Source organism: Novosphingobium sp. BL-S-32 (assembly GCF_056857055.1).
Genome location: NZ_CM166476.1, coordinates 2092742 through 2116985, shown reverse-complemented (window position 1 = coordinate 2116985; position 24244 = coordinate 2092742). Strand labels below are relative to the sequence as shown.

25 protein-coding genes are annotated in these 24244 nt (G+C 64.0%); 12 read left to right on the top strand and 13 right to left on the bottom strand.

Annotated features, from left to right (window positions below; genetic code table 11):
- Positions 1-12: 12 nt before the first annotated feature.
- The 4 genes from coaE to AC1VVK_RS09760 are packed head-to-tail and all read right to left on the bottom strand — an operon-like array spanning position 13 to position 2913.
- The gene (coaE, locus tag AC1VVK_RS09775) at positions 13-606 is read right to left on the bottom strand and encodes a dephospho-CoA kinase (protein ID WP_482902824.1); all 594 of its coding nucleotides are present in this window, start codon (positions 604-606) and stop codon (positions 13-15) included.
- The gene (gene aroE / locus AC1VVK_RS09770; RefSeq protein ID WP_482902823.1) at positions 603-1469 is read right to left on the bottom strand and encodes a shikimate dehydrogenase; all 867 of its coding nucleotides are present in this window, start codon (positions 1467-1469) and stop codon (positions 603-605) included. The genes coaE and aroE overlap by 4 nt, the downstream gene beginning before the upstream one ends.
- Positions 1466-2050 (bottom strand): Maf family protein, encoded by a 585-nt coding sequence (locus AC1VVK_RS09765; protein ID WP_482902822.1) that lies wholly within the window; start codon positions 2048-2050, stop codon positions 1466-1468. Before AC1VVK_RS09765 ends, aroE begins: the two co-directional genes overlap by 4 nt.
- Before the next feature lie 17 nt (positions 2051-2067).
- Entirely contained in the window at positions 2068-2913 is an 846-nt protein-coding gene (locus AC1VVK_RS09760) for a pyruvate, water dikinase regulatory protein (RefSeq protein WP_132387630.1), read from the bottom strand.
- Between the two features lie 348 nt (positions 2914-3261).
- Here AC1VVK_RS09760 and hemE point away from each other — a divergent pair, with 348 nt between their 5' ends.
- From hemE to AC1VVK_RS09740, 4 genes are all read left to right on the top strand, one after another.
- Positions 3262-4287, top strand: coding sequence for a uroporphyrinogen decarboxylase (gene hemE / locus AC1VVK_RS09755; protein WP_482902821.1), 1026 nt, complete (start codon positions 3262-3264; stop codon positions 4285-4287).
- A 289-nt stretch (positions 4288-4576) separates the two neighbouring features.
- Positions 4577-5020 carry a CopD family protein gene (locus AC1VVK_RS09750; protein WP_482902820.1) on the top strand — a complete coding sequence of 148 codons (444 nt, stop codon included), beginning with the start codon at positions 4577-4579 and terminating at the stop codon, positions 5018-5020.
- A 216-nt stretch (positions 5021-5236) separates the two neighbouring features.
- Positions 5237-6493, top strand: a complete 1257-nt coding sequence (gene rho / locus AC1VVK_RS09745) for a transcription termination factor Rho (protein WP_132387624.1) — start codon at positions 5237-5239, stop codon at positions 6491-6493.
- Between the two features lie 15 nt (positions 6494-6508).
- Positions 6509-7225 carry a TerC family protein gene (locus tag AC1VVK_RS09740; protein ID WP_482902819.1) on the top strand — a complete coding sequence of 239 codons (717 nt, stop codon included), beginning with the start codon at positions 6509-6511 and terminating at the stop codon, positions 7223-7225.
- 77 nt (positions 7226-7302) lie between these two features.
- Here the strand turns inward: AC1VVK_RS09740 and AC1VVK_RS09735 are convergent, their stop codons facing one another.
- The 3 genes from AC1VVK_RS09735 to AC1VVK_RS09725 are packed head-to-tail and all read right to left on the bottom strand — an operon-like array spanning position 7303 to position 10574.
- Entirely contained in the window at positions 7303-8271 is a 969-nt protein-coding gene (locus tag AC1VVK_RS09735; protein ID WP_482902818.1) for a quinone oxidoreductase family protein, read from the bottom strand.
- Positions 8272-8285: 14 nt separating this feature from the next.
- Entirely contained in the window at positions 8286-9872 is a 1587-nt protein-coding gene (locus AC1VVK_RS09730) for an FMN-binding glutamate synthase family protein (protein WP_482902817.1), read from the bottom strand.
- A 6-nt stretch (positions 9873-9878) separates the two neighbouring features.
- Positions 9879-10574 carry a dienelactone hydrolase family protein gene (locus tag AC1VVK_RS09725; protein WP_482902816.1) on the bottom strand — a complete coding sequence of 232 codons (696 nt, stop codon included), beginning with the start codon at positions 10572-10574 and terminating at the stop codon, positions 9879-9881.
- A gap of 135 nt (positions 10575-10709) precedes the next feature.
- Here AC1VVK_RS09725 and AC1VVK_RS09720 point away from each other — a divergent pair, with 135 nt between their 5' ends.
- The 6 genes from AC1VVK_RS09720 (at position 10710) to AC1VVK_RS09695 (ending at position 16651) form a co-directional block, all read left to right on the top strand.
- Positions 10710-10985 (top strand): DUF6489 family protein, encoded by a 276-nt coding sequence (locus AC1VVK_RS09720; protein ID WP_132387616.1) that lies wholly within the window; start codon positions 10710-10712, stop codon positions 10983-10985.
- Between the two features lie 39 nt (positions 10986-11024).
- Complete coding sequence (mnmE, locus tag AC1VVK_RS09715) at positions 11025-12317, top strand: tRNA uridine-5-carboxymethylaminomethyl(34) synthesis GTPase MnmE (RefSeq protein ID WP_482902815.1); 1293 nt, start codon at positions 11025-11027, stop codon at positions 12315-12317.
- A 107-nt stretch (positions 12318-12424) separates the two neighbouring features.
- The gene (gene mnmG, locus AC1VVK_RS09710) at positions 12425-14272 is read left to right on the top strand and encodes a tRNA uridine-5-carboxymethylaminomethyl(34) synthesis enzyme MnmG (RefSeq protein ID WP_482902814.1); all 1848 of its coding nucleotides are present in this window, start codon (positions 12425-12427) and stop codon (positions 14270-14272) included.
- A complete protein-coding gene (gene rsmG, locus AC1VVK_RS09705; RefSeq protein WP_482902813.1) occupies positions 14269-14910 on the top strand; it encodes a 16S rRNA (guanine(527)-N(7))-methyltransferase RsmG in 642 nt (213 codons plus the stop codon). Before mnmG ends, rsmG begins: the two co-directional genes overlap by 4 nt.
- On the top strand, positions 14907-15683 hold the full coding sequence (locus AC1VVK_RS09700) for a ParA family protein (protein WP_132387608.1): 777 nt from the start codon (positions 14907-14909) through the stop codon (positions 15681-15683). Before rsmG ends, AC1VVK_RS09700 begins: the two co-directional genes overlap by 4 nt.
- Positions 15680-16651: a ParB/RepB/Spo0J family partition protein gene (locus AC1VVK_RS09695; RefSeq protein WP_132387606.1), complete on the top strand. Its 972-nt coding sequence runs from the start codon at positions 15680-15682 to the stop codon at positions 16649-16651. The genes AC1VVK_RS09700 and AC1VVK_RS09695 overlap by 4 nt, the downstream gene beginning before the upstream one ends.
- Positions 16652-16888: 237 nt before the next feature.
- Here AC1VVK_RS09695 and AC1VVK_RS09690 read toward each other — a convergent pair whose 3' ends face one another.
- Positions 16889-17371: a GAF domain-containing protein gene (locus tag AC1VVK_RS09690; RefSeq protein WP_482902812.1), complete on the bottom strand. Its 483-nt coding sequence runs from the start codon at positions 17369-17371 to the stop codon at positions 16889-16891.
- Positions 17372-17433: 62 nt separating this feature from the next.
- Between AC1VVK_RS09690 and AC1VVK_RS09685 the strand changes: the two genes are divergently transcribed.
- Complete coding sequence (locus tag AC1VVK_RS09685) at positions 17434-18921, top strand: PQQ-dependent sugar dehydrogenase (RefSeq protein WP_482902811.1); 1488 nt, start codon at positions 17434-17436, stop codon at positions 18919-18921.
- 60 nt (positions 18922-18981) lie between these two features.
- On the opposite strand, the gene AC1VVK_RS09680 is transcribed toward AC1VVK_RS09685, so the two are convergent.
- Positions 18982-19809 carry a DUF815 domain-containing protein gene (locus AC1VVK_RS09680; protein ID WP_132387600.1) on the bottom strand — a complete coding sequence of 276 codons (828 nt, stop codon included), beginning with the start codon at positions 19807-19809 and terminating at the stop codon, positions 18982-18984.
- Entirely contained in the window at positions 19806-21539 is a 1734-nt protein-coding gene (locus tag AC1VVK_RS09675; protein ID WP_482902810.1) for an acyl-CoA dehydrogenase family protein, read from the bottom strand. The genes AC1VVK_RS09680 and AC1VVK_RS09675 overlap by 4 nt, the downstream gene beginning before the upstream one ends.
- A gap of 49 nt (positions 21540-21588) precedes the next feature.
- On the opposite strand from AC1VVK_RS09675, the gene AC1VVK_RS09670 reads away from it, so the two are divergent.
- The gene (locus AC1VVK_RS09670) at positions 21589-22536 is read left to right on the top strand and encodes an L-threonylcarbamoyladenylate synthase (protein WP_482902809.1); all 948 of its coding nucleotides are present in this window, start codon (positions 21589-21591) and stop codon (positions 22534-22536) included.
- Positions 22537-22548: 12 nt separating this feature from the next.
- On the opposite strand, the gene AC1VVK_RS09665 is transcribed toward AC1VVK_RS09670, so the two are convergent.
- From AC1VVK_RS09665 to fdxA, 3 genes are all read right to left on the bottom strand, one after another.
- Positions 22549-22875, bottom strand: a complete 327-nt coding sequence (locus AC1VVK_RS09665; RefSeq protein WP_482902808.1) for a DUF6726 family protein — start codon at positions 22873-22875, stop codon at positions 22549-22551.
- A 154-nt stretch (positions 22876-23029) separates the two neighbouring features.
- Complete coding sequence (locus AC1VVK_RS09660; RefSeq protein ID WP_132387594.1) at positions 23030-23563, bottom strand: CarD family transcriptional regulator; 534 nt, start codon at positions 23561-23563, stop codon at positions 23030-23032.
- 333 nt (positions 23564-23896) lie between these two features.
- Positions 23897-24235: a ferredoxin FdxA gene (gene fdxA, locus AC1VVK_RS09655; RefSeq protein WP_132387592.1), complete on the bottom strand. Its 339-nt coding sequence runs from the start codon at positions 24233-24235 to the stop codon at positions 23897-23899.
- Positions 24236-24244: the final 9 nt, after the last annotated feature.

Sequence of the window (24244 nt, the reverse complement as noted above, 5' to 3'; positions counted from 1 at the left end):
GTGGCAGGATTATTACAACGGGCCCAACGCGCGCACGATACGCTCCACCTCGGCCCCGGTCTCCGCAAGCGATACGCCGGTATCGATCACGAAATCCGCCCGCGCGCGCTTTTCGGCGTCGGGGACCTGAAGCGACAGAATCTGTTCGAATTTTTCCGGGGTCATGCCGGGGCGGGCGAGCACGCGCTCACGCTGGACATCAGCCGGAGCTGAAACAACGGCGACCGCGTCGAGCCCTTCGTGCCCGCCTTTCTCGTAGAGCAAGGGAATATCGAACACGACCAGCGGCGCCTTTGCATGGTCCTTCAGGAACACTCGTCGCATCGCGCCGACGGCCGGATGAACAATCGATTCGAGGCGGACGAGCGCTTCCCGATTACCGAAGACCGCGGCCCCAAGCTTCGCGCGATCGACACCCTGTGCACCCGTGGTGCCGGGAAACGCGGCCTCGATCTCATCCAGCAGCGCACCGCCCGGCCCCTGCAATTCATGAACCGCAGCGTCGGCATCGAAAACCGGCACGCCGAGATCGCGCAGCATCGCCGCCACGGCCGACTTGCCCATGCCGATCGAGCCGGTGAGGCCCAGGATCTTCGGCCGGGTCATGCCTCCAGACGCGCGCGCAACTGCGCGTCGCTATCCTCATCGCGCGGCGGTGTCGCGCCGAAGAAATGGCGAAACGCGTGATCGGCCTGACCGATCAGCATCGCCAGTCCATCCACTGTGGGAAATCCGGCCTCGCGAGCCTCTTGCAGGAACGCGGTGTCGCGCGGGCTGGTGACGATATCGTAGACCATGCTGTTCGGCGGGGCATGGCTGAAATCGAACGCAAGCGGCGGCTGCCCGGTCATGCCGAGCGGGCTTGCATTGACGATCACGTCGAAGAGCCGCTCGCGATCGTCGAACGCGAAATCGGTGGGATGGGCGAAGTGGGCAAGATCGATCGCATGATGATCCTGCTGCGTGGTCAGCTCTTCGAGCATGGCCTTCGCCTTGGCCGGATCCCGTCCGGCCAGCACGATCACGAAGCCCCTGTCCGCCAGCGCGGCAACGATCGCCCGCGCCGCGCCGCCCGTGCCGAGAACGCGCGCCATGCGGAACAAGTGCGTTTCCGCCAGTCGCTCGCGCAGCGGTTCGAGGAAGCCCGGGGCATCGGTGTTATACCCAACAAGCGTGCCGTCCACCTCGCGCACCACGGTGTTGACCGCGCCGATCCGCGCGGCGAGCGGGTCCAGTCGGTCCATCAGCGGCATGATCGCCAGCTTGTGCGGCATCGTCACATTGCAGCCGCGCCAATCCGGATCGGCGCGACGCGCGGAAAGATAGTCGGCCAAGCCGTCGACCGTGACCAGGCAGCGGTCGTAGCGCGCCTCGATTCCCAGCTTTTCCAACCAGAACCCATGAATCAGCGGCGATTTCGACTGGGCAATGGGGTCACCGATCACTTCGGCGTAAAGCTGTCCTGTCATTGCTCGATCTCTCCGAGACGGCGCAGCGCCGCCTGAACCTTGAGCAGGGGCATGCCCAGGATGGTGAAATAGTCGCCCTCGATCGACTCGAAAAGCTGGACGCCGCGTGCCTCGATGCGGAAAACACCGACGCAACCGGCAACTTCCGGCCATTCAGCATCGAGATAGTGATCGATAAAAACGTCGGACATCGCGATCACATGGAGTGACGCCACGGCGTCATCCGCCCAGACGATCTCGCCATCACGCGCCAGTGCCGCCGCGCTGTGGAGGGCCATCGTCTTGCCCGAAAAGAAGCGCAAATGCTCGGCGGCTGCCTCACGGCTGGCCGGCTTGTCGAAACGCCGCCCCCCGCATTCGACAAGGGAATCGCTGCCCAGCACCAATTCGCCCGGCGCCTGCGCCGAAACGGCGAGGGCCTTGGCCTTGGCGAGAGCCAGCGCGATTTCCCTCGGCGCGGCGCCGACAAGCCCGGCCTCTATCGCCCGCTCATCAACATGCGCGGGATTGGCGCGGAACGGGATGGCGGCGGCTTCGAGCATCGCCCGCCGCGAGGCGCTCTGAGACGCAAGTACGATCATCTGTGGATTCCTGAAATTCAGATCGGGCGAGGGCCGGGCTGCCCTTGGGTGCCTTCGGCCTTGCGCTCGTTATAGAGATTGATGATGGCCGCCGCCGTCTCCTCGATGGAGCGGCGCGTCACGTCGATGACCGGCCAGGAATTGTCCGCAAACATCCGCCGCGCGTATTTCAATTCGCCCTCGACCCGGTCGGACTTCACATAGTCGGTATCGGGCGACTGGCTGAGCGAAAGCAGGCGATTGCGGCGGATCTGGATCAGCCGGTCCGGCGCAGTCGTCAGGCCGACAACCATCGGCCGCTTTAATCCGAACAGGATCGAAGGCGGCGGGCTTTCCACCACGATGGGGATATTCGCGACTTTGTAGCCGCGATTGGCAAGGTAGATCGAAGTCGGCGTCTTGCTGGTGCGCGATACGCCCGCCAGCACGATATCGGCCTCTTCCCAATCCTCCCAGGCAATGCCGTCGTCATGCGCGATCGTGAACTGAATCGCATCGACGCGCGCAAAATAAGCATCGTCCAGCCGATGCTGACGACCGGGACGGCCCTTGGCTTCCTGCCCCAGCAAGGCTTCGAGCGCGTCGGTAACGCCGTCGAGTACCGCAATCGCCGGCAGGCCGAGCTGCTGGCAACGCTCTTCCAATCGCCCGCGCGTTTCCTCGTTGACCAGCGTGAAGAACACGAGGCCGGGATTGGCAGCGATCTCGCCCATGATCCGGTCGAGATGCTGCTGCGAGCGAACCATCGGCCAGAAATGGCGCAAAACGTCGGAATCGTCGAACTGCGCAAGGGCAGCCTTGGCGATCATTTCCAGCGTTTCGCCGGTCGAGTCCGAGAGAAGGTGCAGGTGAAATCGCGCCATGTTCGGCCTTTTTCCGGGTCTTTCAGAGTGTTCACAGAGGGGGTGTGGATATGTCCCGGCATAAACCACGGGACGGACTCGGTGACAACTCGGATCGGAGTTTTCCTCCCCGTTCCCCCGATTCAATCCGGGGCATTTGTGGACAGGCTCTGACTCTGATCCACAGCCTGTGGGTAACAGGGACAAAGAGTCTTTGACTCGGACTCTCCGGAGAGTCGCAAGTGACTCTCGAACCTGTTCATCTTGGGACAAATCGGGCAAGGAATCGCCGTCCCCGATATCCACAGGACCAACAGACTCCATCATCCTTTTAAGACTCTTATTTTTTTGGACTGGACCTGACTCTCGATGCCTGGCCTTCTTCTCGACACCCTGCACGGAACCAACACGAACAAACGCGCCGTCTGGCTTATGCGCCAGGCTGGACGCTACCTTCCGGAATACCGGGCGTTACGCGCGGAAAAGGGCGGTTTTCTCGCGCTCGTCTACGATACGGACGCAGCCGCCGAGATCACCCTCCAACCCATCCGCCGCTTCGGATTCGATGGCGCGATCCTTTTTTCGGACATCCTCATCGTTCCTTACGCAATGGGGCAGGACCTTCAGTTCCTTGCCGGCGAGGGTCCGAAACTGACTCCCCGGCTTGTGGATCACGCGCTGCAAACCCTCGTCGCGGTGCCCGAGCGACTGACTCCGATCTATGAAACCGTGCACAAGGTTCGCGCGGGACTCGCTGCGGACAAAACCATGCTCGGCTTCGCCGGCAGTCCGTGGACGGTCGCAACCTACATGTGTGCAGGCGAAGGCAGCCGCGATCAGCATGAGACACGGGCAATGGCCTATCGCGACCCGGCCGCGTTCGAGGCGATCATTCAGGCTATCGTGGGGGTGACTGTCGAATACCTCAGCGGCCAGATCGAAGCCGGAGCGGAAGCCGTCCAGCTTTTCGATTCATGGGCCGGATCGCTTTCACCCGCGCAATTCGAACGCTGGGTCATCGCGCCCAACGCGGCCATCGTCGCCGCGGTGAAGGCACGCCACCCGCAGACTCCGATTATCGGCTTCCCCAAGGGATCCGGCGAAAAATTAGCAGCTTACGCCCGAGAGACCGGGGTGGACGCTGTCGGAATCGATGAAACCGTTGACCCGATCTGGGCCGCGCGCGAATTGCCCGAAGGGCTGCCGGTGCAGGGGAATCTCGACCCGCTGTTGCTGCTTTCGGGCGGCGCGGAGCTTGAGAGTCAAACCCGCCGCGTGCTCGATGCCTTCGCGGACCGTCCGCATGTGTTCAACCTCGGGCATGGCATCGGGCAGTTCACCCCGATCGAGCACGTCGAAGCGCTGCTGGCGATCGTGCGCAACTGGAGCAGGTAAGCAGGGGGATCCATTTTTTCCGCCCGTTCTTCAGCATCGTGGCTGAATCTGCTCTCAGGCGCTCGCTGAGCCATGAGAGCGGTTCCGGCCACTCACCCCCGGACTCATCCGGTTGCCGCGTTCAGGCACACGCGCGGCCGCCGGGAAGGGCGATCCGAAGCGAGTAGGGCAGGGGATATTGAATCCCCTGGCTTTCTTCCTCCCACCGCAAGGCTGCCGGAATCACCTTGAACCCCGCCGGGCAAGCGTGCAGGAGATCGGCACGGACCCAACGAGACTTCGTGCGCCGATGCAGGATACGCTGGCAATGCTCTATCTCTGGCTCAAAGCCGGACACGTTATTTTCGTGATCTTCTGGATGGCGGGGCTATTCATGCTCCCGCGCTATTTCGTCTATCATCAGGAAGCAGAACCGGGCTCGGCCGAAGCGGCGCGCTGGGTCGATCGCGAGGCGAAGCTGCGCAAGATCATCCTGACGCCTTCGCTCGTCATGGTCTGGCTATTCGGCATTGCCACGGCCTTTTCGATCGACGCATGGAGCCAGCCCTGGCTTCATGTGAAGCTGCTCTTCGTGCTCGGTCTTTCGGGTTATCACGGTTGGTTGGTCGGCTACGCGAAGAAGCTGGCCAAGGGGGAGCGGACGCTCACCGGCAAGCAGCTCCGCCTGCTCAACGAGATTCCGGGCCTTGCCGCGGCGGTGATTGTCGTCCTCGTGGTCGTCAAACCGTTCTGAAGCGAGTCTGAACTGTACCATCGGCTGGGCGCAGGCCGCGTCCGGCTTGTGGATCACGCGTTGACCGCAGGCTGCCCAATCCCTATCTGAACCGTGTCCCGGCTCAGGGCGGCGAGTTCTTTCGCGTGCCCGGATCCGCTTTCCCCAAGCCCATCGATCCGCCGGCCGACTCTCCAAAATTTCTCCCAAAAATTTTCCATCCGGAATTCAAGCAAGATGCACCTTAAAGAACTTAAGAAGAAGTCGTCGGCCGAACTGGTCGAAATGGCAGAGGAACTGGGCGTCGAAGGCGCTTCGACGATGCGTCGTCAGGACCTGATGTTCGCCATCCTCAAGGAAGTGGCCGAAGACGGCGAAGAAATCGTCGGTCAGGGCACGATCGAAGTGCTGCCGGACGGCTTCGGCTTCCTGCGCAGCCCCGAGGCGAACTACCTTGCCGGTCCCGACGACATCTACGTTTCGCCCAACCAGGTCCGTAAGTGGGGCCTGCGTACCGGCGATACCGTGGAAGGCGAGATCCGCGCGCCCCGCGACGGTGAGCGCTACTTCGCCATCACCAAGCTTATCAGCGTCAATTTCGACGATCCGGACGTGGTGCGCCACCGCGTCAACTTCGACAACCTGACGCCGCTCTATCCCGATCAGCGCCTGAAGCTCGACAGCTTGGACCCCACGGTCAAGGACAAGTCGGCGCGCGTGATCGATCTCATTTCGCCGCAGGGCAAGGGCCAGCGCGCTCTGATCGTGGCGCCGCCGCGCACCGGTAAGACCGTGTTGCTGCAGAACATGGCCAAGGCCATCACCGACAACCATCCGGAAGTCTTCCTCCTCGTGCTGCTCGTCGACGAGCGCCCTGAAGAAGTCACCGACATGCAGCGTTCGGTGAAGGGCGAGGTCATCTCCTCCACCTTCGACGAACCCGCCCAGCGCCACGTGCAGGTCGCCGAAATGGTGATCGAGAAGGCCAAGCGCCTGGTCGAGCACAAGCGCGACGTCGTGATCCTGCTGGACTCGATCACCCGCCTTGGCCGCGCCTACAACACCGTCGTTCCCTCTTCGGGCAAGGTGCTGACCGGCGGTGTCGACGCCAACGCCCTGCAGCGCCCCAAGCGCTTCTTCGGCGCCGCGCGCAACATCGAGGAAGGCGGTTCGCTTTCGATCATAGCCACGGCCCTGATCGATACCGGCAGCCGCATGGACGAAGTCATCTTCGAAGAGTTCAAGGGCACCGGTAACTCGGAAATCGTCCTTGACCGCAAGGTGGCCGACAAGCGCATCTTCCCGGCGCTGGACGTCGGCAAGTCCGGCACCCGCAAGGAAGAGCTGCTGGTTCCGAAGGACCAGCTCACCAAGATGTGGGTCCTGCGCCGTATCCTCATGCAGATGGGCACGGTCGACGCGATGGAATTCCTGCTCGACAAGATGAAGGACTCCAAGACCAACGAGGACTTCTTCGCCACGATGAACCAGTAAGCAGGGGCTATCGGGTTGAGTATCCTCGATACGCTAGTGGCCACTTCCGCCGTGGGAGGGCCGGCCGAAATCTGGCAGCATATCGTCAACGACTTCTCGAACCTGGGATCGCCGGCAGCAATGTCGGCGTTCCTTCAGGTGCTGATGATCGACGTGGTGCTGGCGGGGGACAATGCCATCGTCGTCGGCGCACTCGCGGCCGGGCTTCCGGCCGACCAGCGCAAGAAGGTCATCGCCATCGGCGTGCTCGCCGCTCTGGTGATGCGCATCGCCTTTGCCCTGATGGTGACATGGCTGCTGGGCATCGTCGGACTCGTCTTTGCGGGCGGATTGCTGCTGCTGTGGGTCGCGTGGAAGATGTACCGCGAGATTCACGCTGGCGGTCATCATTCTCCGGGTTCGCCCGAGATCGAGGGTGATGAACGTTCGGGCGTGGCCCCGGCCAAGAGCTTCGCCGGCGCGGCGCTCTCGGTGGCGGTGGCGGACATTTCGATGTCGATCGACAATGTGCTCGGCGTGGCCGGCGCGGCGCGCGATCATCCCGGCATTCTGATCGTCGGCCTGGTCTTTGCAGTTGCCCTCATGGGTGTCGCGGCAAATTTCATTGCCAAGTACATCGAGCGTTACCGGTGGATCGCCTGGATCGGCCTTGCCGTCATCCTCTATGTGGCGGTGAAGATGATCTACGAAGGTTGGACCGACCCTCAGCTGGGCATCATCACGCTGATGTGATCCGCAGGGAACACGAATTGAAAAGGGCTCGGAAGCTTATGCCTCCGAGCCCTTTTTCTTTGCTGGATCCTGGCAGGTCAGGGCACCAGCACTGTGGAACCTGTTGTGGCTCGGCTTTCCAGCGCGCGATGAGCCTCAGCCGCATCTTCAAGCCGGAAGGTCTGCCCCACGCGCGGAGTCAGCACGCCGCTGGCGATCCGGTCGAACAGCTTCTTGGCGCTCGCCGCGAGTTCTTCCGGCGTCGCCACGTAATCGGCCAGAGTCGGCCGCGTGAGATAGAGCGAACCGCCACGCATCAGGTCCAGCGGCGCTACGGGCGGAACCGGCCCCGAGGCATTGCCGTATGTGACCATAAGCCCCCGGCGGCGAAGCGAGGCGATGGAAGCCGCCCACGAATCCGCACCGACCCCGTCATAGACAACATGGCACATCGCGCCCGAGGTGATCTCCCGGATCTTTCCGGGCAGATCGGCGAGATCGCACGAAAGCGAATGCTCGCCCGGAACTTGCGCGGCCTTCTCGGGCGATCCGGAATGGGCGATCACTGTCACGCCCTTGTCGAGCAGCCAGGGCACCAGCAGTGAGCCGACACCGCCTGCGGCGGAATGAACCAGCGCCACATGGCCGGCTGCGGCTGGGAACGTATCCTCGGCCAGATAGCAGGCGGTCAGACCCTTGAGCATGACGGCGGCCGCGATCTCCGGTGCAATGCCTTCGGGGATGCGCATGGCCTTGTCCGCCTTGAGCAGTCGGTGCGTCGCATAGGCGCCGCCGCTGCTGGTCGTGCCGACGCGCTCGCCAATGTTGAATCCGGAAACGCCGTCTCCGATGGCGGTGACCTTGCCGACGCTTTCGGACCCCAGTGTGATCGGCAGCGGATCGGAATAGAGTCCCTTGCGATAATAGGTATCGATGAAGTTGAGGCCGACAGCCTCGGTCTCGATCACTATCTCGCCGGCACCGGGGGAGGGCACGGAGAAGTCCTCCCGCTCGATTACTTCGGGGCCGCCGTGGCGGCGGGCGATCATCCGGTATCCGGTGGTCATGGCATTCGGGTCCTTCAGAACACGCGGCGGAAGGTTTCCGCCCGGGCCACGCGCCAGGCGCGGGCATATTGAGTGGATTCAGGATCGGCGATCAGTTCGCCGGGTTTCAGGAATTCATAGATTTCGTCGAGCGGGCCGGCCTTGGCGCTGTCGATCCGCTGGTACATGTCGTGCTGGTTGAGGTCCCAGGGGCTGTCGTAGCCCATGGCGACAACGATCTCGCGCAGGGCCTTCAGCGTTTCCTTCTGGAAGCGGGCGACGCGCTCGGCCTTGTCCTCGACCACGAGCCCGCGCTGGCGCCATTCGGATTGCGTGGCGACACCGGTGGGGCAGGCGCCGGTATGGCACTTCATCGATTGCACGCAGCCCAGCGCGAACATGAATCCGCGCGCGGCATTGCACCAGTCTGCACCCAGCGCGAAGGCACGCGCCATGCCGGCGCCGGAATGGATCTTGCCCGATGCGCCGAGACGGATCCGGTCCTTCAGATTGGCACCGACGAGGGCATTGCGCATGAGTGCGAGCCCTTCGCGCAGCGGCATGCCGACATTGTCGGTCAATTCCTGCGGCGCGGCGCCGGTACCGCCTTCGGCACCGTCGACGACGATGAAGTCGGGCGTGATCCCGGTTTCCAGCATGGCTTTGACCAATGCCATCACCTCGTGCGGCTGGCCGACGCAAAGCTTCATGCCCGCAGGCTTGCCGCCCGAAAGTTCACGCAGCTGGGCGACCCATTCCAGCAATTCGATCGGCGTGGAGAACGCCGAGTGGGCAGCGGGGGAAAGGCAGTCCTGCCCCACTTCCACCTTGCGGGTCTCGGCAATCTCGGGAGTCACTTTGGGGCCCGGCAGCACGCCGCCGTGTCCCGGCTTGGCGCCCTGACTCAGCTTGATCTCGACCATCTTGACCTGATCGGTCTGCGCCTGTTCCGCGAAAAGAACGGGATCGAAGCTGCCATCCTTGTGGCGGCAGCCGAAATAGCCGCTGCCCAGTTCCCAGATCAGGTCGCCGCCATGCATGCGGTGGTAGGGGCTGATCGACCCCTCGCCGGTGTCATGCGCGAAGCCGCCAATGGCCGCACCCTTGTTAAGCGCCTGAATCGCATTGGCGGAAAGCGAACCGAAGCTCATGGCCGAAATGTTGAGCAACGCGCTTTCGTAAGGCTGGGTGCATTCCTCGCCGCCGATCTTCACCCGCCAGTTCTTGGAGGCCTTTTCGTTCGGGGCGATCGAATGACCGAGCCATTCGTATTCGTCCGAATAGACATCGAGTTCGGTGCCCATGGGGTGCGAATCGATCTCGCCCTTGGCACGGGCGTAGACGAGGCTGCGTTCTTCCACCGTGAAGGGCCGGCCTTCGCGGTCGCCCTCGACGACATAGGCGCGCAAGTAAGGGCGCATGTCCTCGAATAGCCAGCGAACGCGGGCAATGAAGGGATAGTTGCGTCTGAGAGCGTGGCGGTTCTGGAAGAAGTCCCAAAACGTCAGCAGCAGGACCGGCACCATCAGTACCAGCGCCCAGCGCCACAAGGGAATGAGCCAGCAAGCGGCCGTGAGAATCACGACCACAAGCGGCACGGCGTAGCGCGGGGCGATAGTCATCGTGGTTTAGCCGACATGCTCCGCAAAGAACGCCTCGGTTCGGCTGTCCGCCAGCTTTGCCCCGGCTTCGTCCCGGCGGGCACCGATCTCGGCGGCAAAGCCGTGGTCGAGGCCTTCGTAGTCCCAGAGCGTGACGCGCGGATGATCGTCCAGTCCTTCGTGGATCGCCTTCTGCGCGGCGGCATCGACGAAGTGGTCGGCAGTCGGAATGTGCAGCATCAGCGGGCGGGCGATCGCGTGCTTTTCATTGAGCATCTGGTCGATCATCACGCCGTAGTAGCCGACCGAAGCGTCGATGTCGGTGCGGGTAGCGACCATGTAGGCGATGCGGCCACCCATGCAGAATCCGACGAGGCCGACCTTGGGGACGCCCTCCTGACGGCGAACCCAGTGGATCACGGCTTCGAGATCGCGAATGCCAAGATCGAAGTCGTGGGCCATCATGTGACCGACGGCTTCCTTGAATTCCTCGTCGTTATAGGGGCTCAGTTCGATGCCCGGCTTCTGGCGCCAGAACGTATCGGGCGCGACGGCGAGGTAGCCGCGCGCGGCCCAGCTATCGGCCTTCTGGCGAATACCGGCGTCCACGCCGAAGATCTCCTGCTGGACGATGATCGCCCCGCGCGGTGTACCTGCGGGACGGGCGACGTAGGCGGGGATCATGCCGTCGCCATCGAGCGTGGGGATTTCGGTGTTTGTCATGGGGAGTCTCCTGAGAACCTCTGGCCTTGAGAACTTCTGGGTCTTCTAACCGTTTTTCGGAGTTAGGCACGGGTGATGGACTTTGCCAACGCCCTGTGTCAGCTATGATGCAGAAATTCCAAGCAGGAGGCCGTGATGAAGGTCCAAGTCGAGGTCGAATGCTCGCCCGAAGAGGCCCGGCGTTTCCTGGGTCTGCCAGACGTGACCAAGGCCAACGAAGTCTATGTGGATGCCCTTAGCAAGGCGATGCAGGGGGTTGGCAGTTTCGATCAGCTTCAGGAAATGAGCAAGCAGGTCGCCCCGATGGGCGAATTCGGGCTCAAGCTGTTTCAGCAGCTCATGGAAAGCGGCGCTGCCATGGCACTGAGCGGCGTGCTCAATCCGCAGGGCAAGCCCAAGAAGGACAACTGAGTCTTCACGGGCTGATCCGGTCGGGCTAGGCGAGAGGCCATGTCCGACCACAGCTTTTCCGACACGATCTTCGCCCTCTCGAGCGGCGCGCCGCCTGCTGCCATCGCGATCGTTCGCGTGAGCGGGCCCGAGGCCGGGTCTGCACTTTCCGCCCTTACCGGTTCGCTCCCCGATCCGCGCCGTGCGCGTTATCGGGTTCTGCGCGATGGCGCTGGTGCGGTGCTCGATCAGGCTCTGGTGCTTTGGTTCCCCGGTCCGGCGACAGCGACCGGCGAGGATCTTGCCGAGTTTCATCTTCACGGGGGCAGGGCAGTCGTTTCCGCCATTGAAGCAGAACTCGCCCGCCTGCCAAAGTTGCGCCGCGCAACTCCCGGTGAATTCACCCGCCGCGCTTTCGCCAATGGGCGCATCGATCTGGCCGAGGCCGAGGGGCTGGCGGACCTGCTCTCTGCCGAGACTGAATTGCAGCGTCGTTCGGCCATCGCGATGGCGGGAGGGGCATTCTCACGGCAGGTCGAGCAGTGGCGTGACCGGGTCCTGACCGCATCGGCATCGGTCGAGGCCGTGCTGGACTTCGGAGACGAGGACGATGTCTCGGACCTGCCGGCCGACTTCCGCAAGCGGCTTGTCGATCTCCGTGGAGAGCTTTCCGAATGGCTCACGCGTCCGCGCGCGGAAGCGCTGCGCGAGGGCTATCGGGTCGTGCTGGCCGGACCGCCCAACGCCGGGAAGAGCACGCTGTTTAATACCTTGGTCGAGGATGAGGCGGCGATCACCTCACCACTCGCGGGGACCACGCGCGACGTGCTGACCCGGGCGGTTTCGATCGAGGGCGTGCCCTTCCTGTTCGGAGACACCGCCGGCTTGCGCGACGAGACCGGCGATGTGATCGAGGCAATCGGAATCTCACGTGCGCGCGATGCCCTGGACCGGGCCGATCTCGTGCTGTGGCTGGGCCCGGAAGGGGAGGGCCCGGAGGGTGCATGGGAGATCGCGGCACAGGCCGATGTGTTCCACGTGGAACAGAAGGCACAGGCTCGTCACTCCGTTTCCGCCGTGACGGGCGAGGGGATGGATCGGCTCCGGGCCGACTTGGTCGAGACCGCCCGCAAGGCGATGCCGCGCCCGGGCGATGCCGCGCTCAACGCTCGCCAGCATGCGCTGGTCGCAGAGGCGGAACGGGCACTGGCGGCAGCGGATCGGGAAAGCGATCCGCTGCTGGTGGCAGAGGCCTTGCGGTTGGCCCGGGTGGCATTCGATGCGCTGATCGGCCGGGCCACTACCGAGGATATGCTCGACGCCTTGTTCGGGCGGTTTTGCATCGGGAAGTGAGGCGCCGTTGGGAGCCCTGTCCCTTGTCCTCTTGACCCACATGTTCCACGTGGAACATGTCCTTTACAAACTTTGACGCGATTCACGCTTTCGCGTATGCGCGGCGAATGCATTCCTTCGATGTGATCGTGATCGGCGGCGGCCACGCCGGCTGTGAAGCGGCTTCCGTTGCCGCCCGCATGGGTGCGCGTGTCGCGCTCGTCAGTTTCGATCTCGACGCCGTGGGCGCGATGAGCTGCAATCCCGCCATTGGCGGATTGGGCAAGGGACACCTCGTGCGCGAGGTCGATGCCTTCGACGGTCTCATCGGCCGCGCCGCTGACGCAGCCGCGATTCACTATCGGATGCTCAACCGCTCGAAGGGCAGCGCCGTGCAGGGGCCTCGCGTCCAGGCCGACCGCAAGCTGTTCAAGGCGGCGATCCATCGCATGCTGAAAGAGCAGGGCGATCTCACACTGGTGGCTGGCGAGGCTTCCGCGCTGGTGATGGAGCAGGGCAGGGTGGCCGGCATCGATCTGGCTGACGGCACCCGGCTCGACGCCCGCGCGGTCGTGCTGTGCACCGGCACCTTCCTTGGTGGGACTCTGTTCCGGGGCGAGGAGCGGATGGTCGGCGGGCGCATTGGTGAAGACTCGGCGCAGCGGTTGGCGGCCCAGATGCGAGAGGCGAATCTGCCGATGGCGCGTCTCAAGACGGGGACCCCTCCGCGTCTCGATGGCCGTACGATCGATTGGGCGCGCCTTGGCGAGCAGCCTTCGGATCGTGAGCCTTGGACCATGTCGGCGATGGGTGAACGCCGCGAGGTGCCGCAGGTCTTCTGCGCGATCACGCGCAGCAACCCGCGCGCGCACGATGTGATCCGCGCGAACCTCCATCGCTCGCCCCTGTTCACGGGCGCGATCGGGGCGCAGGGGCCACGCTATTGCCCTTCGATCGAGGACAAGATCCACCGCTTTGCCGACCGCGACGGGCATCAGATCTTCCTCGAACCCGAAGGGCTCGACAATCCGCTGGTCTATCCCAACGGCGTGAGCACATCGCTGCCAGCCGATGTTCAGCTTGACATGCTGCGCACGATGGAAGGGTTGGAGCGCGTCGAGATGGTCGTGCCGGGCTATGCCGTGGAATACGACCACATCGACCCGCGCGCCTTGCGCACGAGTTTGGAGCTTCGCGAGATTGCCGGTCTCTATTGTGCCGGTCAGATCAACGGGACCACGGGGTACGAGGAAGCGGCCGCGCAGGGGCTGGTGGCGGGCATGCATGCTGCTGCAGCCGTGCTCGAACGTGAGCCGGCCGCGCTCGATCGCGCCAACAGCTACATGGCGGTGATGATCGACGATCTTACCTTGCACGGCGTGAGCGAGCCTTACCGCATGCTCACCGCCCGCGCGGAGTATCGGCTGCGACTGCGGGCGAACAATGCCAGCAGCCGCCTGACTCCGCTTGCGATGGAAGCGGGTGCGGTCGGTCCGGCGCGCCTCGAATGGTTCGCCCGCAGACAGGATGCACGCGCGCGGTTGGAAGCGGCGTTCGATGTCCCGGTCGCCTCAGCCGAACTGGCGCAGTCGGGTCTTCCGGTCCGTTCCGATATTGGCCGGCTTCCGATCCGGGAGTGGCTGCGCTTTGGCGGCGTCGATCTTGGCGGCCTTTCGCCCTGGATCGCGGATGAGCTGCTTGCTGATGACGCGCTATCCGAAGAGCTGGCGGAAGACGCGGCCTACGCGCCTTATCTGGATCGTCAGGAGCGTGAATTGCGCGAACTGCGTGCCAGCGAGGCGATGCCGCTGCCCGAAGATTTTGCCTATGCCGAGATCCCTGGCCTCTCACGCGAGATGGTTGAGCGACTGACCAAGGCCCGGCCCGAAACACTTGCGGCCGCTGGCCGTATTCCCGGCATTACTCCTGCGGCGCTGGCGGCGCTGCTTGTCCATGCCCGCAAGGAGGCGGCGTGATTTCCACTGAAGATGAAGCCCGTGCATGGCTGCGCGCGCTGCCTGAATACGATGAGGCCGCCGAGGCCCGGCTGGAGATTCTGGTCCGCATGCTGGCGGAGGAGAACACGCAGCAGAACCTCGTTTCGGCCGCCAGTCTCGATCAGGTCTGGCTGCGGCATATCGTCGACAGCGCGCAACTGCTTCCATATGTTCCACGTGGAACATCTTCGCCTTGGATCGACCTTGGCACTGGTGCGGGCTTCCCCGGCCTCGTGATCGCGGCGCTTCGTCCCGAATGCGAAGTGCTGATGGTCGAATCACGCGCGCGGCGAATCGAGTGGCTCGATCGAGCCCGCCTGGCGATGGGCCTCGATAAGGCGCGGGTGATCGGGCAGCGCCTCGAACTCGTAGAAACCCGTGAAGCGCGTGTCATATCGGCACGCGCATTTGCGCCGCTCGACAAGCTCCTGACTTTATCCTCTCGTTTTTCCACAAGCGACACGGTCTGGCTGTTGCCGAAAGGGCGGTCCGCACAGCAAGAATTGGCAGACCTTCGCAAGTGGCGGCATGTGTTCCACGTGGAACAGTCCCTGACGGACCCGCAAGCGGGCATCATTGTCGGCACGCTGACCGACAGGAAGGGTAAGACCAAGTGATCCGTATCGCGATTGCCAACCAGAAGGGCGGTGTCGGAAAGACCACGACCGCGATTAACGTCGCAACCGCGCTCGCCGCCACCGGCTGGAAGACGCTGCTGATCGACCTCGATCCGCAGGGCAATGCATCAACCGGCATCGGCATTTCCGCGACCGACCGCGACCGTTCCTCCTACGAGGTTCTGGTCGACCGGGTTCCGGTGATCGACTGTGTCATGCCCACCCGTATTCCCGGCCTTGATCTGCTGCCGGCTACGGTCGACCTTTCGGGGGCCGAAGTCGAACTGGTCAGCGTCGATGACCGTGCCCACCGCCTGCGCAGCGCGCTGCGGGGAGACCTGGGCTACGACGTCTGCCTGATCGATTGCCCGCCGTCGCTTGGGCTGCTGACGCTCAATGCCCTGACCGCTGCGGATACGCTGCTGGTGCCGCTTCAGTGCGAGTTCTTCGCGCTGGAAGGGCTGAGCCAGCTTCTCCAGACGGTTGAGCGGGTGCAACAGCGCTTCAATCCCGACCTCGGTATCATCGGCATTGCGCTCACCATGTTCGATCGCCGGAACCGCCTGACCGATCAGGTGTCCGAAGACGTGCGTTCGTGCCTTGGTCAGCTCGTGTTCGAAACCACCATTCCGCGCAACGTGCGCTTGTCCGAAGCGCCGAGTCACGGCGTGCCGGCGCTGATCTACGACCATGCATGCGCCGGCAGCCGCGCGTACATGGCACTCGCGCGCGAACTGATCACCCGACTGCCCGAGAAGAGGAAAGCGGCATGAGCGACGATTCGATTGTCCGCATCAGCGTACCCCAAGCCGAAAAGCCTGCCCCGGCGAAACAGAAGCCCAAGGGGCTGGGTCGCGGTCTCGGCGCGCTGCTGGGCGAGACGCGCCGTGAGGAACCGCTGCCGTCGGGCGGCGAGGGCGTAGTAACGCCGCTGCGCGGTGGGGGAGGGCTGGCGGTGCTCGCCATCTCCGACATCACCCCGCATCCCGATCAGCCGCGCCGCATCTTCGATGAGGAAGCGCTGGAGGAACTGGCCGCGTCGATCGCCCACCGGGGTGTCATTCAGCCGATCATTGTTCGCCCGATGAGCAGCGGCGGCTATCAGCTGGTTGCCGGTGAACGCCGCTGGCGTGCGGCGCAGAAGGCGCAGCTCCATGAGATCCCGGCACTGGTCCGCGACCTCACCGAGCGTGAGGTCATGGCGCTGGCCCTGATCGAGAACCTCCAGCGTGAGGATCTCAATCCCATCGAAGAGGCGCGCGCATACAATCGCCTTGCCGAATTCGAGGGCATGACTCAGGCCGAGATCGCCCGCATGGTCGACAAGAGCCGCAGCCATATCGCGAACTTCCAGCGCCTGTTGGCACTGCCCGATGGCGTTATCGCGATGGTCGAGAATGGCAGCCTGTCGATGGGCCATGCCCGCGCGCTGATCGGCTGCGATGATGCCGAGGAAATCGCCGATGCCGCTATCGGCAAGCAGATGTCGGTGCGTGAAGTCGAGAAGCTTGTCCGCAAGAAGCTGCGCGGAGATGTCATCCCGCGCCGGGCGCGTGCCGCGCGCAATGCTTCGGACGACGCCGATATCGCCGCCGTGCAGAACCATCTTGAGGAATTCCTCGGAATGCCGGTCAAGATTAGTGCCGATTCCGATCCGAAGTCGGGGACGGTGACGATCCGTTACGCGACTCTCGATCAGCTCGATCTGGTTTGCCAGCGGCTTACGGGTGGGGCGATTTAAAGCGGGCCGGTACCCCGACGATCCCGGTGGCGATCGGGGGGCGGCTTTTCTTGCGATGTAGCTGAAGGTAGCGGGGCCCCCGCCTGCGCGGGGGCGACGAGGATGTACCGTTAGGGCTCATCGCCTGGCCATTCTCGGCCGCTAGGCGCAGCGCTCAGGTACGAAGATTGGCAGGGGAGCGTGGCTCCCCCGCACTCTCACATTAACATCTTGTTCCGGATAGCTTTCTGAGCAGAATCAGATCGCTCCAGCCACTGCCGCCGCGAACTTTTCGATTCCCGCCGCGTCTGCTTCGTCGAAACGACCGGGCAGGGGGCTATCGAGATCGATCACCGCGATCACCTGACCATCCCGCAGCACCGGCACCACCAGTTCCGAGCGACTCGCCGCGTCGCAGGCGATGTGGCCCGGGAAGGCGTGAACGTCCGGCACCACCTGGGTCATACCGGTTTCCGCCGCGGTACCGCAGACGCCGCGACCGAGCGGGATGCGGATGCAGGCAGGCTTGCCGATGAAGGGCCCGAGCACCAGCTCGCCCTCGATCGTGCGGTAGAATCCGGACCAGTTGAGGTCGGGCAGGTACTGCCACAGCAGGGCCGCAAGGTTGGACATGTTGGCGACCGGATCGGGCTCGCCGGCGATCAGCGCCTGCGCGGCCTCCACAAGCTCACCATAGAGTTCGGGCTTGGGCGTATCGCCCTTGGGTGCGAAGTCGTACATGGGAAAGGCGTTACTCCAAGTCGCTGTTGCCGCCTAGCCGGGTCAGGCCTATTCCATGGCCCATGCGCTCGATACTCATCAAAGCCGCCGTCGTCCTGCTGATCGTCATCCTCGCCATTGTCGGGGTGATCGCCTGGGCACAATATTCCAACACGTCCGACCTGCCGCTCGATGCGACCACGGGTAAGGACCCCAAACTCGTCGAAGCCAGCCCGCAATGGATTCCCAGCGTCAAGCTGGTGAAGACCGTGGGATGGGCGCAGGGTGAGGCGCCCACGCCCGCGCAGGGTCTTGCCGTCAATCGCTTTGCCGAAGGGCTGGACCACCCGCGCACCATGCTGACGCTGCCCAATGGCGACGTGCTGGTGGCCCTGACCAACGCCCCGGCCGATAACCGGCCGCGCGGGTTCACCGGCATGGTGATGGGCTGGATGTTCAGCCAGGTCGGCGCCGATGTGCCTTCGCCCGACAAGATCGTGCTGCTGCGTGACGCCGATGGCGATGGCAAGGCCGAACAGCGCTTCGACTTCCGCACGGATGGTATGCACTCGCCCTCGGGCATGGCCTATCGTGATGGCAAGCTCTACATCGCCAACCATGACGCCGTGTTCGAATTCGCGTTCCAGCCCGGTGAGACCCAGCTTGTCGGCAAGCCGCTGCGCAAGATGATGGACCTGCCCGCCGGCGGGAATCACTGGATGCGCAATCTGTTGCTGAGCGACGATGGCGAGCATCTCTATGTCGCGGTGGGATCGTCCTCCAATATTGCCGATAACGGCATGGAAGCCGAAGCGGGCCGCGCCCAGATCTGGGAAATCGACGTTGCAACCGCCCGCCGTCGTCCGTTCGCGGCAGGCATGCGCAATCCCAACGGCCTCGGCTGGAATCCCTCGACCGGTGAGCTTTGGGCCACGGTGCAGGAGCGGGACATGCTCGGCCCGGACCTGGTGCCGGACTATCTGACCAATGTGCCCGTCGGCGCGCAGTATGGCTGGCCGTGGATCTACTGGAAGACGACCTTCGATGATCGGGTCCAGTGGCCGATGGAAACGTACATGCTGGAATATACCCGCAAGCCCGAATACGCGATGGGCGCGCATGCGGCGGTGCTCGGCATGGTCTTCGCGCGCGGCGGCAACATCATGGGCGACAAGTTCGCCAACGGTGCTTTCGTGGCGCGTCACGGTTCGTGGAATCGCCGTCCGGCCGTCGGTTACGATGTGGTCTTCGTGCCCTTCGACGATCACGGCAATCCGAAGAACGTGAAGCCGGTGCCGGTGCTGACGGGCTTCCTCAAGGATGCCTCGCACACCCACGGCCGCCCGACCTGGCTGGCCTTCGACAAGACCGGCAGCCTGCTCGTCAGCGACGATACCGCAGGCACCATCTGGCGTGTGAATGCCCCGGGCGCGAAGCCCTCGGCGGAGATCAAGCCGGTGGTGGCGGCGCATATGGAGCCGCTGAAGGAACTGAAGGACCCGACGGTTCCGGGTGCCGATACCGGCACTGTTGCGGGCTTCCACAAGGAGCCGGACAAGATCCTGCCCTGAGGGTGCCGAAAACGAAAAAGGGCTGGGAAGCTTCGGCTTCCCAGCCCTTTTTCTATCCGCTTAGAGGACCTTCCCGGCCCGTCCCGCCAGTTCGGTCACGTATTGCCACGCAACACGTCCGGAGCGCGCGCCCCGGCGGCGCGACCATTCGAGAGCGTCGCTTTCCTCGAACGCGAGTCCGTACTGCTCGGCATAGCCGTGGATGATCGCAAGGTAGGCGGGCTGATCGCAGTTGTGATAGCCGATCGAGAGTCCGAAGCGGTCGGCCAGCGCCAGGCGATCGTCGATCACGTCGCGCGGGTTGATCGGGTCGTCCTGCTCGCTCATCGTCCGGCCGACGATGGCGCGGCGGTTGGAAGTCACGGCAAGGCGGACATTGGCCGGACGTGCCTCCACCCCGCCTTCGAGCCAGGAGCGCAGCAGGCGCGGGCCGGTGCCGTCATTCTCCTCGAAGCCGAGATCGTCGATGTAGACGAGGAACTGGCGGTCTACCTTGCCCAGGAGCGTGAAGAGCGCGGTGACGCCGTGGAGAGCTTCCTGCGCCACTTGCACGAGGGCGATGCGTCCGGGATGGTTGTCCTGTGCCGCACGGATCGAGGCGCGGATCACCGCCGACTTGCCCATGCCGCGCGAACCCCAGAGCAGCATGTCATGCGCGGCATGCCCGGCAGCGAGGCGCTCGACATTGGTGACCACGCGTTCCTTCTGGGTATCGATGCCGCGCAGCATGTCGAGCTTCGGCGCTTCCAGCGTGGCGACGGCGCGGGCTTCGGTTCCGGTCCAGACGTAGGCCGGGTGGGCCAGCCAATCGACGGTGGCAACGGGGGGAGGGGTCAGTCTTTCAAGCGCGTCGGCAATGCGGGTAAGAACGTCGGTCTGGTCGGTCACGCGGTCAGTTCCTCGGTGGTGAGATCGTAGAGCAGGGCGGCGCCCTTTTCGGCCTGTACGAGCGCGCCCATGGCCTCGGGCACGATATGCTCGACGAAGTAACGGGCGACGATGCGCTTGCGCTTGGCGAAGGCCTCAGGAACGTCGAGCGAGGGGAGGGCAGCGACCTGACGTTCGAGCTGCCACGCAGCGACAGCCACGGCGCAGGCATCGAGGAAGGGCACGCTGGCAGCGAGCCGGTCGTCGAGCGGTCCGGCAAGGAAGCCCTCGCCCGTGGCCTTGCAGCCCAGCGCGAGAGCACGCAGCGGTGCGGAGCCATCGGCGGCGATCGCGTCCATCAGCGCAAAAAGCACGCCGCCGCGCTCCATGCCGAGCTTGCGAGTCACGAGGTCGGCCGCCTGAATGCCGTTGGTGCCTTCGTAGATCGGGGCGATGCGGGAATCGCGGTAATGCTGTGCGGCACCGGTCTCCTCGATGAAGCCCATGCCGCCATGGACCTGAATGCCCAGGCTGGTAACCGCGACGCCCATGTCGGTGCACCAGGCCTTGACCAGCGGCACCAGCAGCTCAGCGCGTTGCTGAGCGGTTTCGTCCCCCATGCCGCCGCGATCGAGCTGCCCGGTGGCGTAATAGAGCAGGGCGCGTCCACCTTCGGTCAGTGCGCGCATGCGCAGCAGCATGCGGCGGACATCGGGATGCTCGATGATGGCGACGGGGTTTTTGTCGGGCGATCCGGCGCGGGCGGACTGCACGCGTTCGGCGGCATAAGCCGTGGCCTGCTGCAGGGCGCGTTCGGCAATCTGCACGCCTTGGGCACCGACATTGATGCGCGCGTTGTTCATCATCGTGAACATGCAGCGAAGGCCTTCGTTTTCCGCGCCGACCAGTTCACCGATGCATTCGCCATGGTCGCCGTAGCTCATCACGCATGTGGGAGAGGCGTGGATGCCAAGCTTGTGTTCGAGGCTGACGACCTTGAGATCGTTGCGGGCGCCGAGCGTGCCATCGCGTTCCACGTGGAACTTCGGAACGAGGAACAGCGAGATCCCGCGCGATCCGGCACGGGCGCCGGGGGTGCGTGCCAGTACCAAGTGGACGATGTTCTCGGCCAGCTCGTGCTCGCCCCAAGTGATGAAGATCTTTTGCCCGGCGATGCGATACTTGCCGGCATGCGGGCCTTCGGCGATCGGCGCCGCCGTGGTGCGCAGGGCGCCGACATCGGACCCGGCCTGCGGTTCGGTCAGGTTCATCGTGCCGGACCATTCGCCGCTGACGATCTTCGCGAGATAGGTCTCCTGCTGCGCCGCACTGCCGTGATGGATCAGCGCCTCGATCGCGCCGACCGTGAGCATGGGCAGCAGCGAGAACGCCATATTGGCCGTGCCCATGCATTCGAGCACGGCGACGGCCAGCGACTGGGGCAGGCCTTGGCCGCCGAAATCCTCGGGCGCGGAGATCGCGTTCCATCCTGCCGCGACGAAATCGGTATAGGCCTGCGCGAAGCCCTCGGGCAGCACTACGGTGCCGTCTGCAATACGGGCGCCTTCGGCATCTCCCTTGCGGTTGAGTGGCGCCCATTCGCCGGCCGCGAACTGTCCGGCGCTTTCGACGACGGCCTGCACCACATCGGCGCTGGCGGCGGCGAAGCGATCGGTTTCCGCAAGGTCGTCGAGTCCGGCGTTGACGCGCAGGGCAAGCACCTGATCGATGCTGGGGGGATTGAAGGTCATTTTCGCGGTTTTCCTTGGCATTCCTCGCAACGCGCTATAGCGGCAGGGCATGGAGCGCACCAGTCGACCCGAGCAACTCGCCGCCAATTCCGCAGGGCTAGCCCGCGCGGCCACGCTGCTGCGCGAGGGCGGTCTGGTCGCCGTGCCGACCGAGACGGTCTACGGTCTGACCGCAAGGGCGGACCGTGATGAGTCGGTTGCCGCGATCTATCGCGCCAAGGGCAGGCCCAGTTTCAATCCGCTGATCGTGCATATCGCCGATCTTGAATCTGCGCAGCGTATCGCGCGGTTCGACGCGCGCGCATTGATGCTTGCTGCCGCGTTCTGGCCGGGCGCGCTGACCATGGTGCTGCCTTTGAACGAGGGCGCGGCGATTGCCTCGGCCGTGACGGCGGGACTGCCCACGGTGGCGCTGCGCTGCCCCGCCCATCCGATCATGCGCGAGGTGATCATCGAATCCGGCCTGCCACTGGCGGGGCCTTCCGCGAACCGGAGCGGCGGCGTGAGTCCGACCACGGCCGCGCATGTGGTTGCCTCGCTGGGCGACCGCATTGATGCGGTGGTGGATGGCGGTGCTTGCGAGGCGGGCCTGGAATCGACGATCGTCGCGCTGCGCGAGGACGGTCGCTGGCAAATCCTGCGCCCGGGTCCAATCCCGGTCGCGCGGATCCGCGATGTCCTCGGCACCGAGCCTGACGCCGTGACGTCACATGAGATCGAGGCACCCGGCCAACTCGCCAGCCATTATGCGCCCGGAAAACCGGTCAGGCTGGACGCCTGCGAGGCGGAAGGGGACGAGTTCCACATCGGTTTCGGCCCGGTCGAGGGACATGTATCGCTCTCGCCTTCGGGAGACCTCGCGGAAGCAGCTTCGCGGCTCTACGCGCTGCTGCATGAGTCGGCGGCTTCGCAGCTTCCCCGCGTGGCCGTGGCGCCTGTTCCGTCAGAAGGAATAGGGGCCGCGATCAACGACCGCCTGCGCCGCGCGGCGGCCTGATCCGGGGTCGTTTCAGGCGGAGCCGCTGAGGTTCTGGATGTCGGCGTAATCGTCGCGGGCCTTCGAGCAGGAATCGCGTTCGCCCTTGTCGCATTCCTTGAGGTGCCGCTGATACTGGCGCTGCAACTTGCCCAGCTTTTCGTCACGTTCGCGCATTTGGCGGCCGCGCTTCTCGTCCGCTTCGGACTGGCTGGTAGTGGCCATGTCGACAGCCGAGCTGGCGATGCGCACGGGCGCGGTCACGACTTTGCCGACAGTGCTGATGCAGCCGCTCAGTGCGAACGAGGCAGCCACACATGTCAGCGGAAAAGCGAAGCGAAGAGCAGAGTTGCGCGTCATATTGGGCGCGAACCTGTCACGCCTCTGCTGACATGGCAATGAACGGCCCCGCCAACCATGTGGGGAACCGTAAGGGCGTAAAGGCCCCAAAAGGAAAGGGCCGCCCCCCTTGCGGGAGCGGCCCTTGTGTCCTTTTTACGAAAGCCCCGGCGGATCAGACCGTTTCGGCGCTGTCGTAATACTTGGGTGCATACTCGTTGAGGATCGCGAGGATCTTCTTGAGCGCAGCCGGTTCGTCGGTCTTTTCCATCGCCGCGAGTTCGCGCGCGAGGCGCGAGGATGCGGCTTCGAAAATCTGGCGTTCCGAGTAGCTCTGTTCGGGCTGGTCATCGGCACGGAACAGGTCGCGGGTCACCTCGGCGATCGACACGAGGTCGCCCGAGTTGATCTTGGCTTCGTATTCCTGGGCGCGGCGCGACCACATGGTGCGCTTGACCTTGGGTTTACCCTTGAGCGTGTCGAGTGCTTCGCGCAGTGTCTTGTCGGAAGACAGCTTGCGCATCCCGATTGCTTCGACTTTGTTCATGGGAACGCGCAGAGTCATGCGTTCCTTTTCGAACCGAAGCACGTAAAGCTCGAGCTGCATCCCGGCAATTTCCTGCTTCTGGAGCTCGATAACACGGCCCACGCCGTGCTTGGGATAAACGACGTAATCTCCAACATCGAAGGCATCGGCCTTGGTTGCCATTTATCGTCCTTTCACCTGCAGGTTCGTTGCCTTACTTACGGTGGGAGAAACCCGGGTGGTGCGACATGGAGACGATAAGTCTCCACCGCCCGGTCAGATAACTCTCCCAACCGTCTGCTTTCGAACCCTGCCTCGCAATGAAAATGCCTGCCAAACGGGCGGGGAGCCCGGGCAGTCGCGGGATTATATAGCACCGATGTGATAAAATTACCAGAGGCGTGCAAGGAATTAACCTTGCACCACGCCGAGCGTGCCCCGCGTGGTACCGGTATCGCTCGCAAGTCCCTCAGGCAAGGGGGAAACCGGTTCCCCCTGAAACCCGTCCGGAAAGGCTCAGTCGCCTTCGCCGGGCTCGGGCGAGAAGTACTTTTCCAACTTGTTTTCGACGTTCTTGAACTCGTCGGCGTCGGCCGGCGAATCCTTCTTCGTGGTCAGGTTGGGCCACTCAGCCGAATACTTGGCGTTGAGTTCGAGCCACTGCTCGAGTCCGCTCTCGGTATCGGGCAGGATCGCTTCGGCCGGGCACTCAGGCTCGCAGACGCCGCAGTCGATGCACTCGCTGGGATTGATCACCAGCATGTTCTCGCCCTCGTAGAAGCAGTCCACCGGGCACACTTCCACGCAGTCCATGTACTTGCACTTGATGCAGGCGTCGACGACGACATACGTCATGGCTGCGAA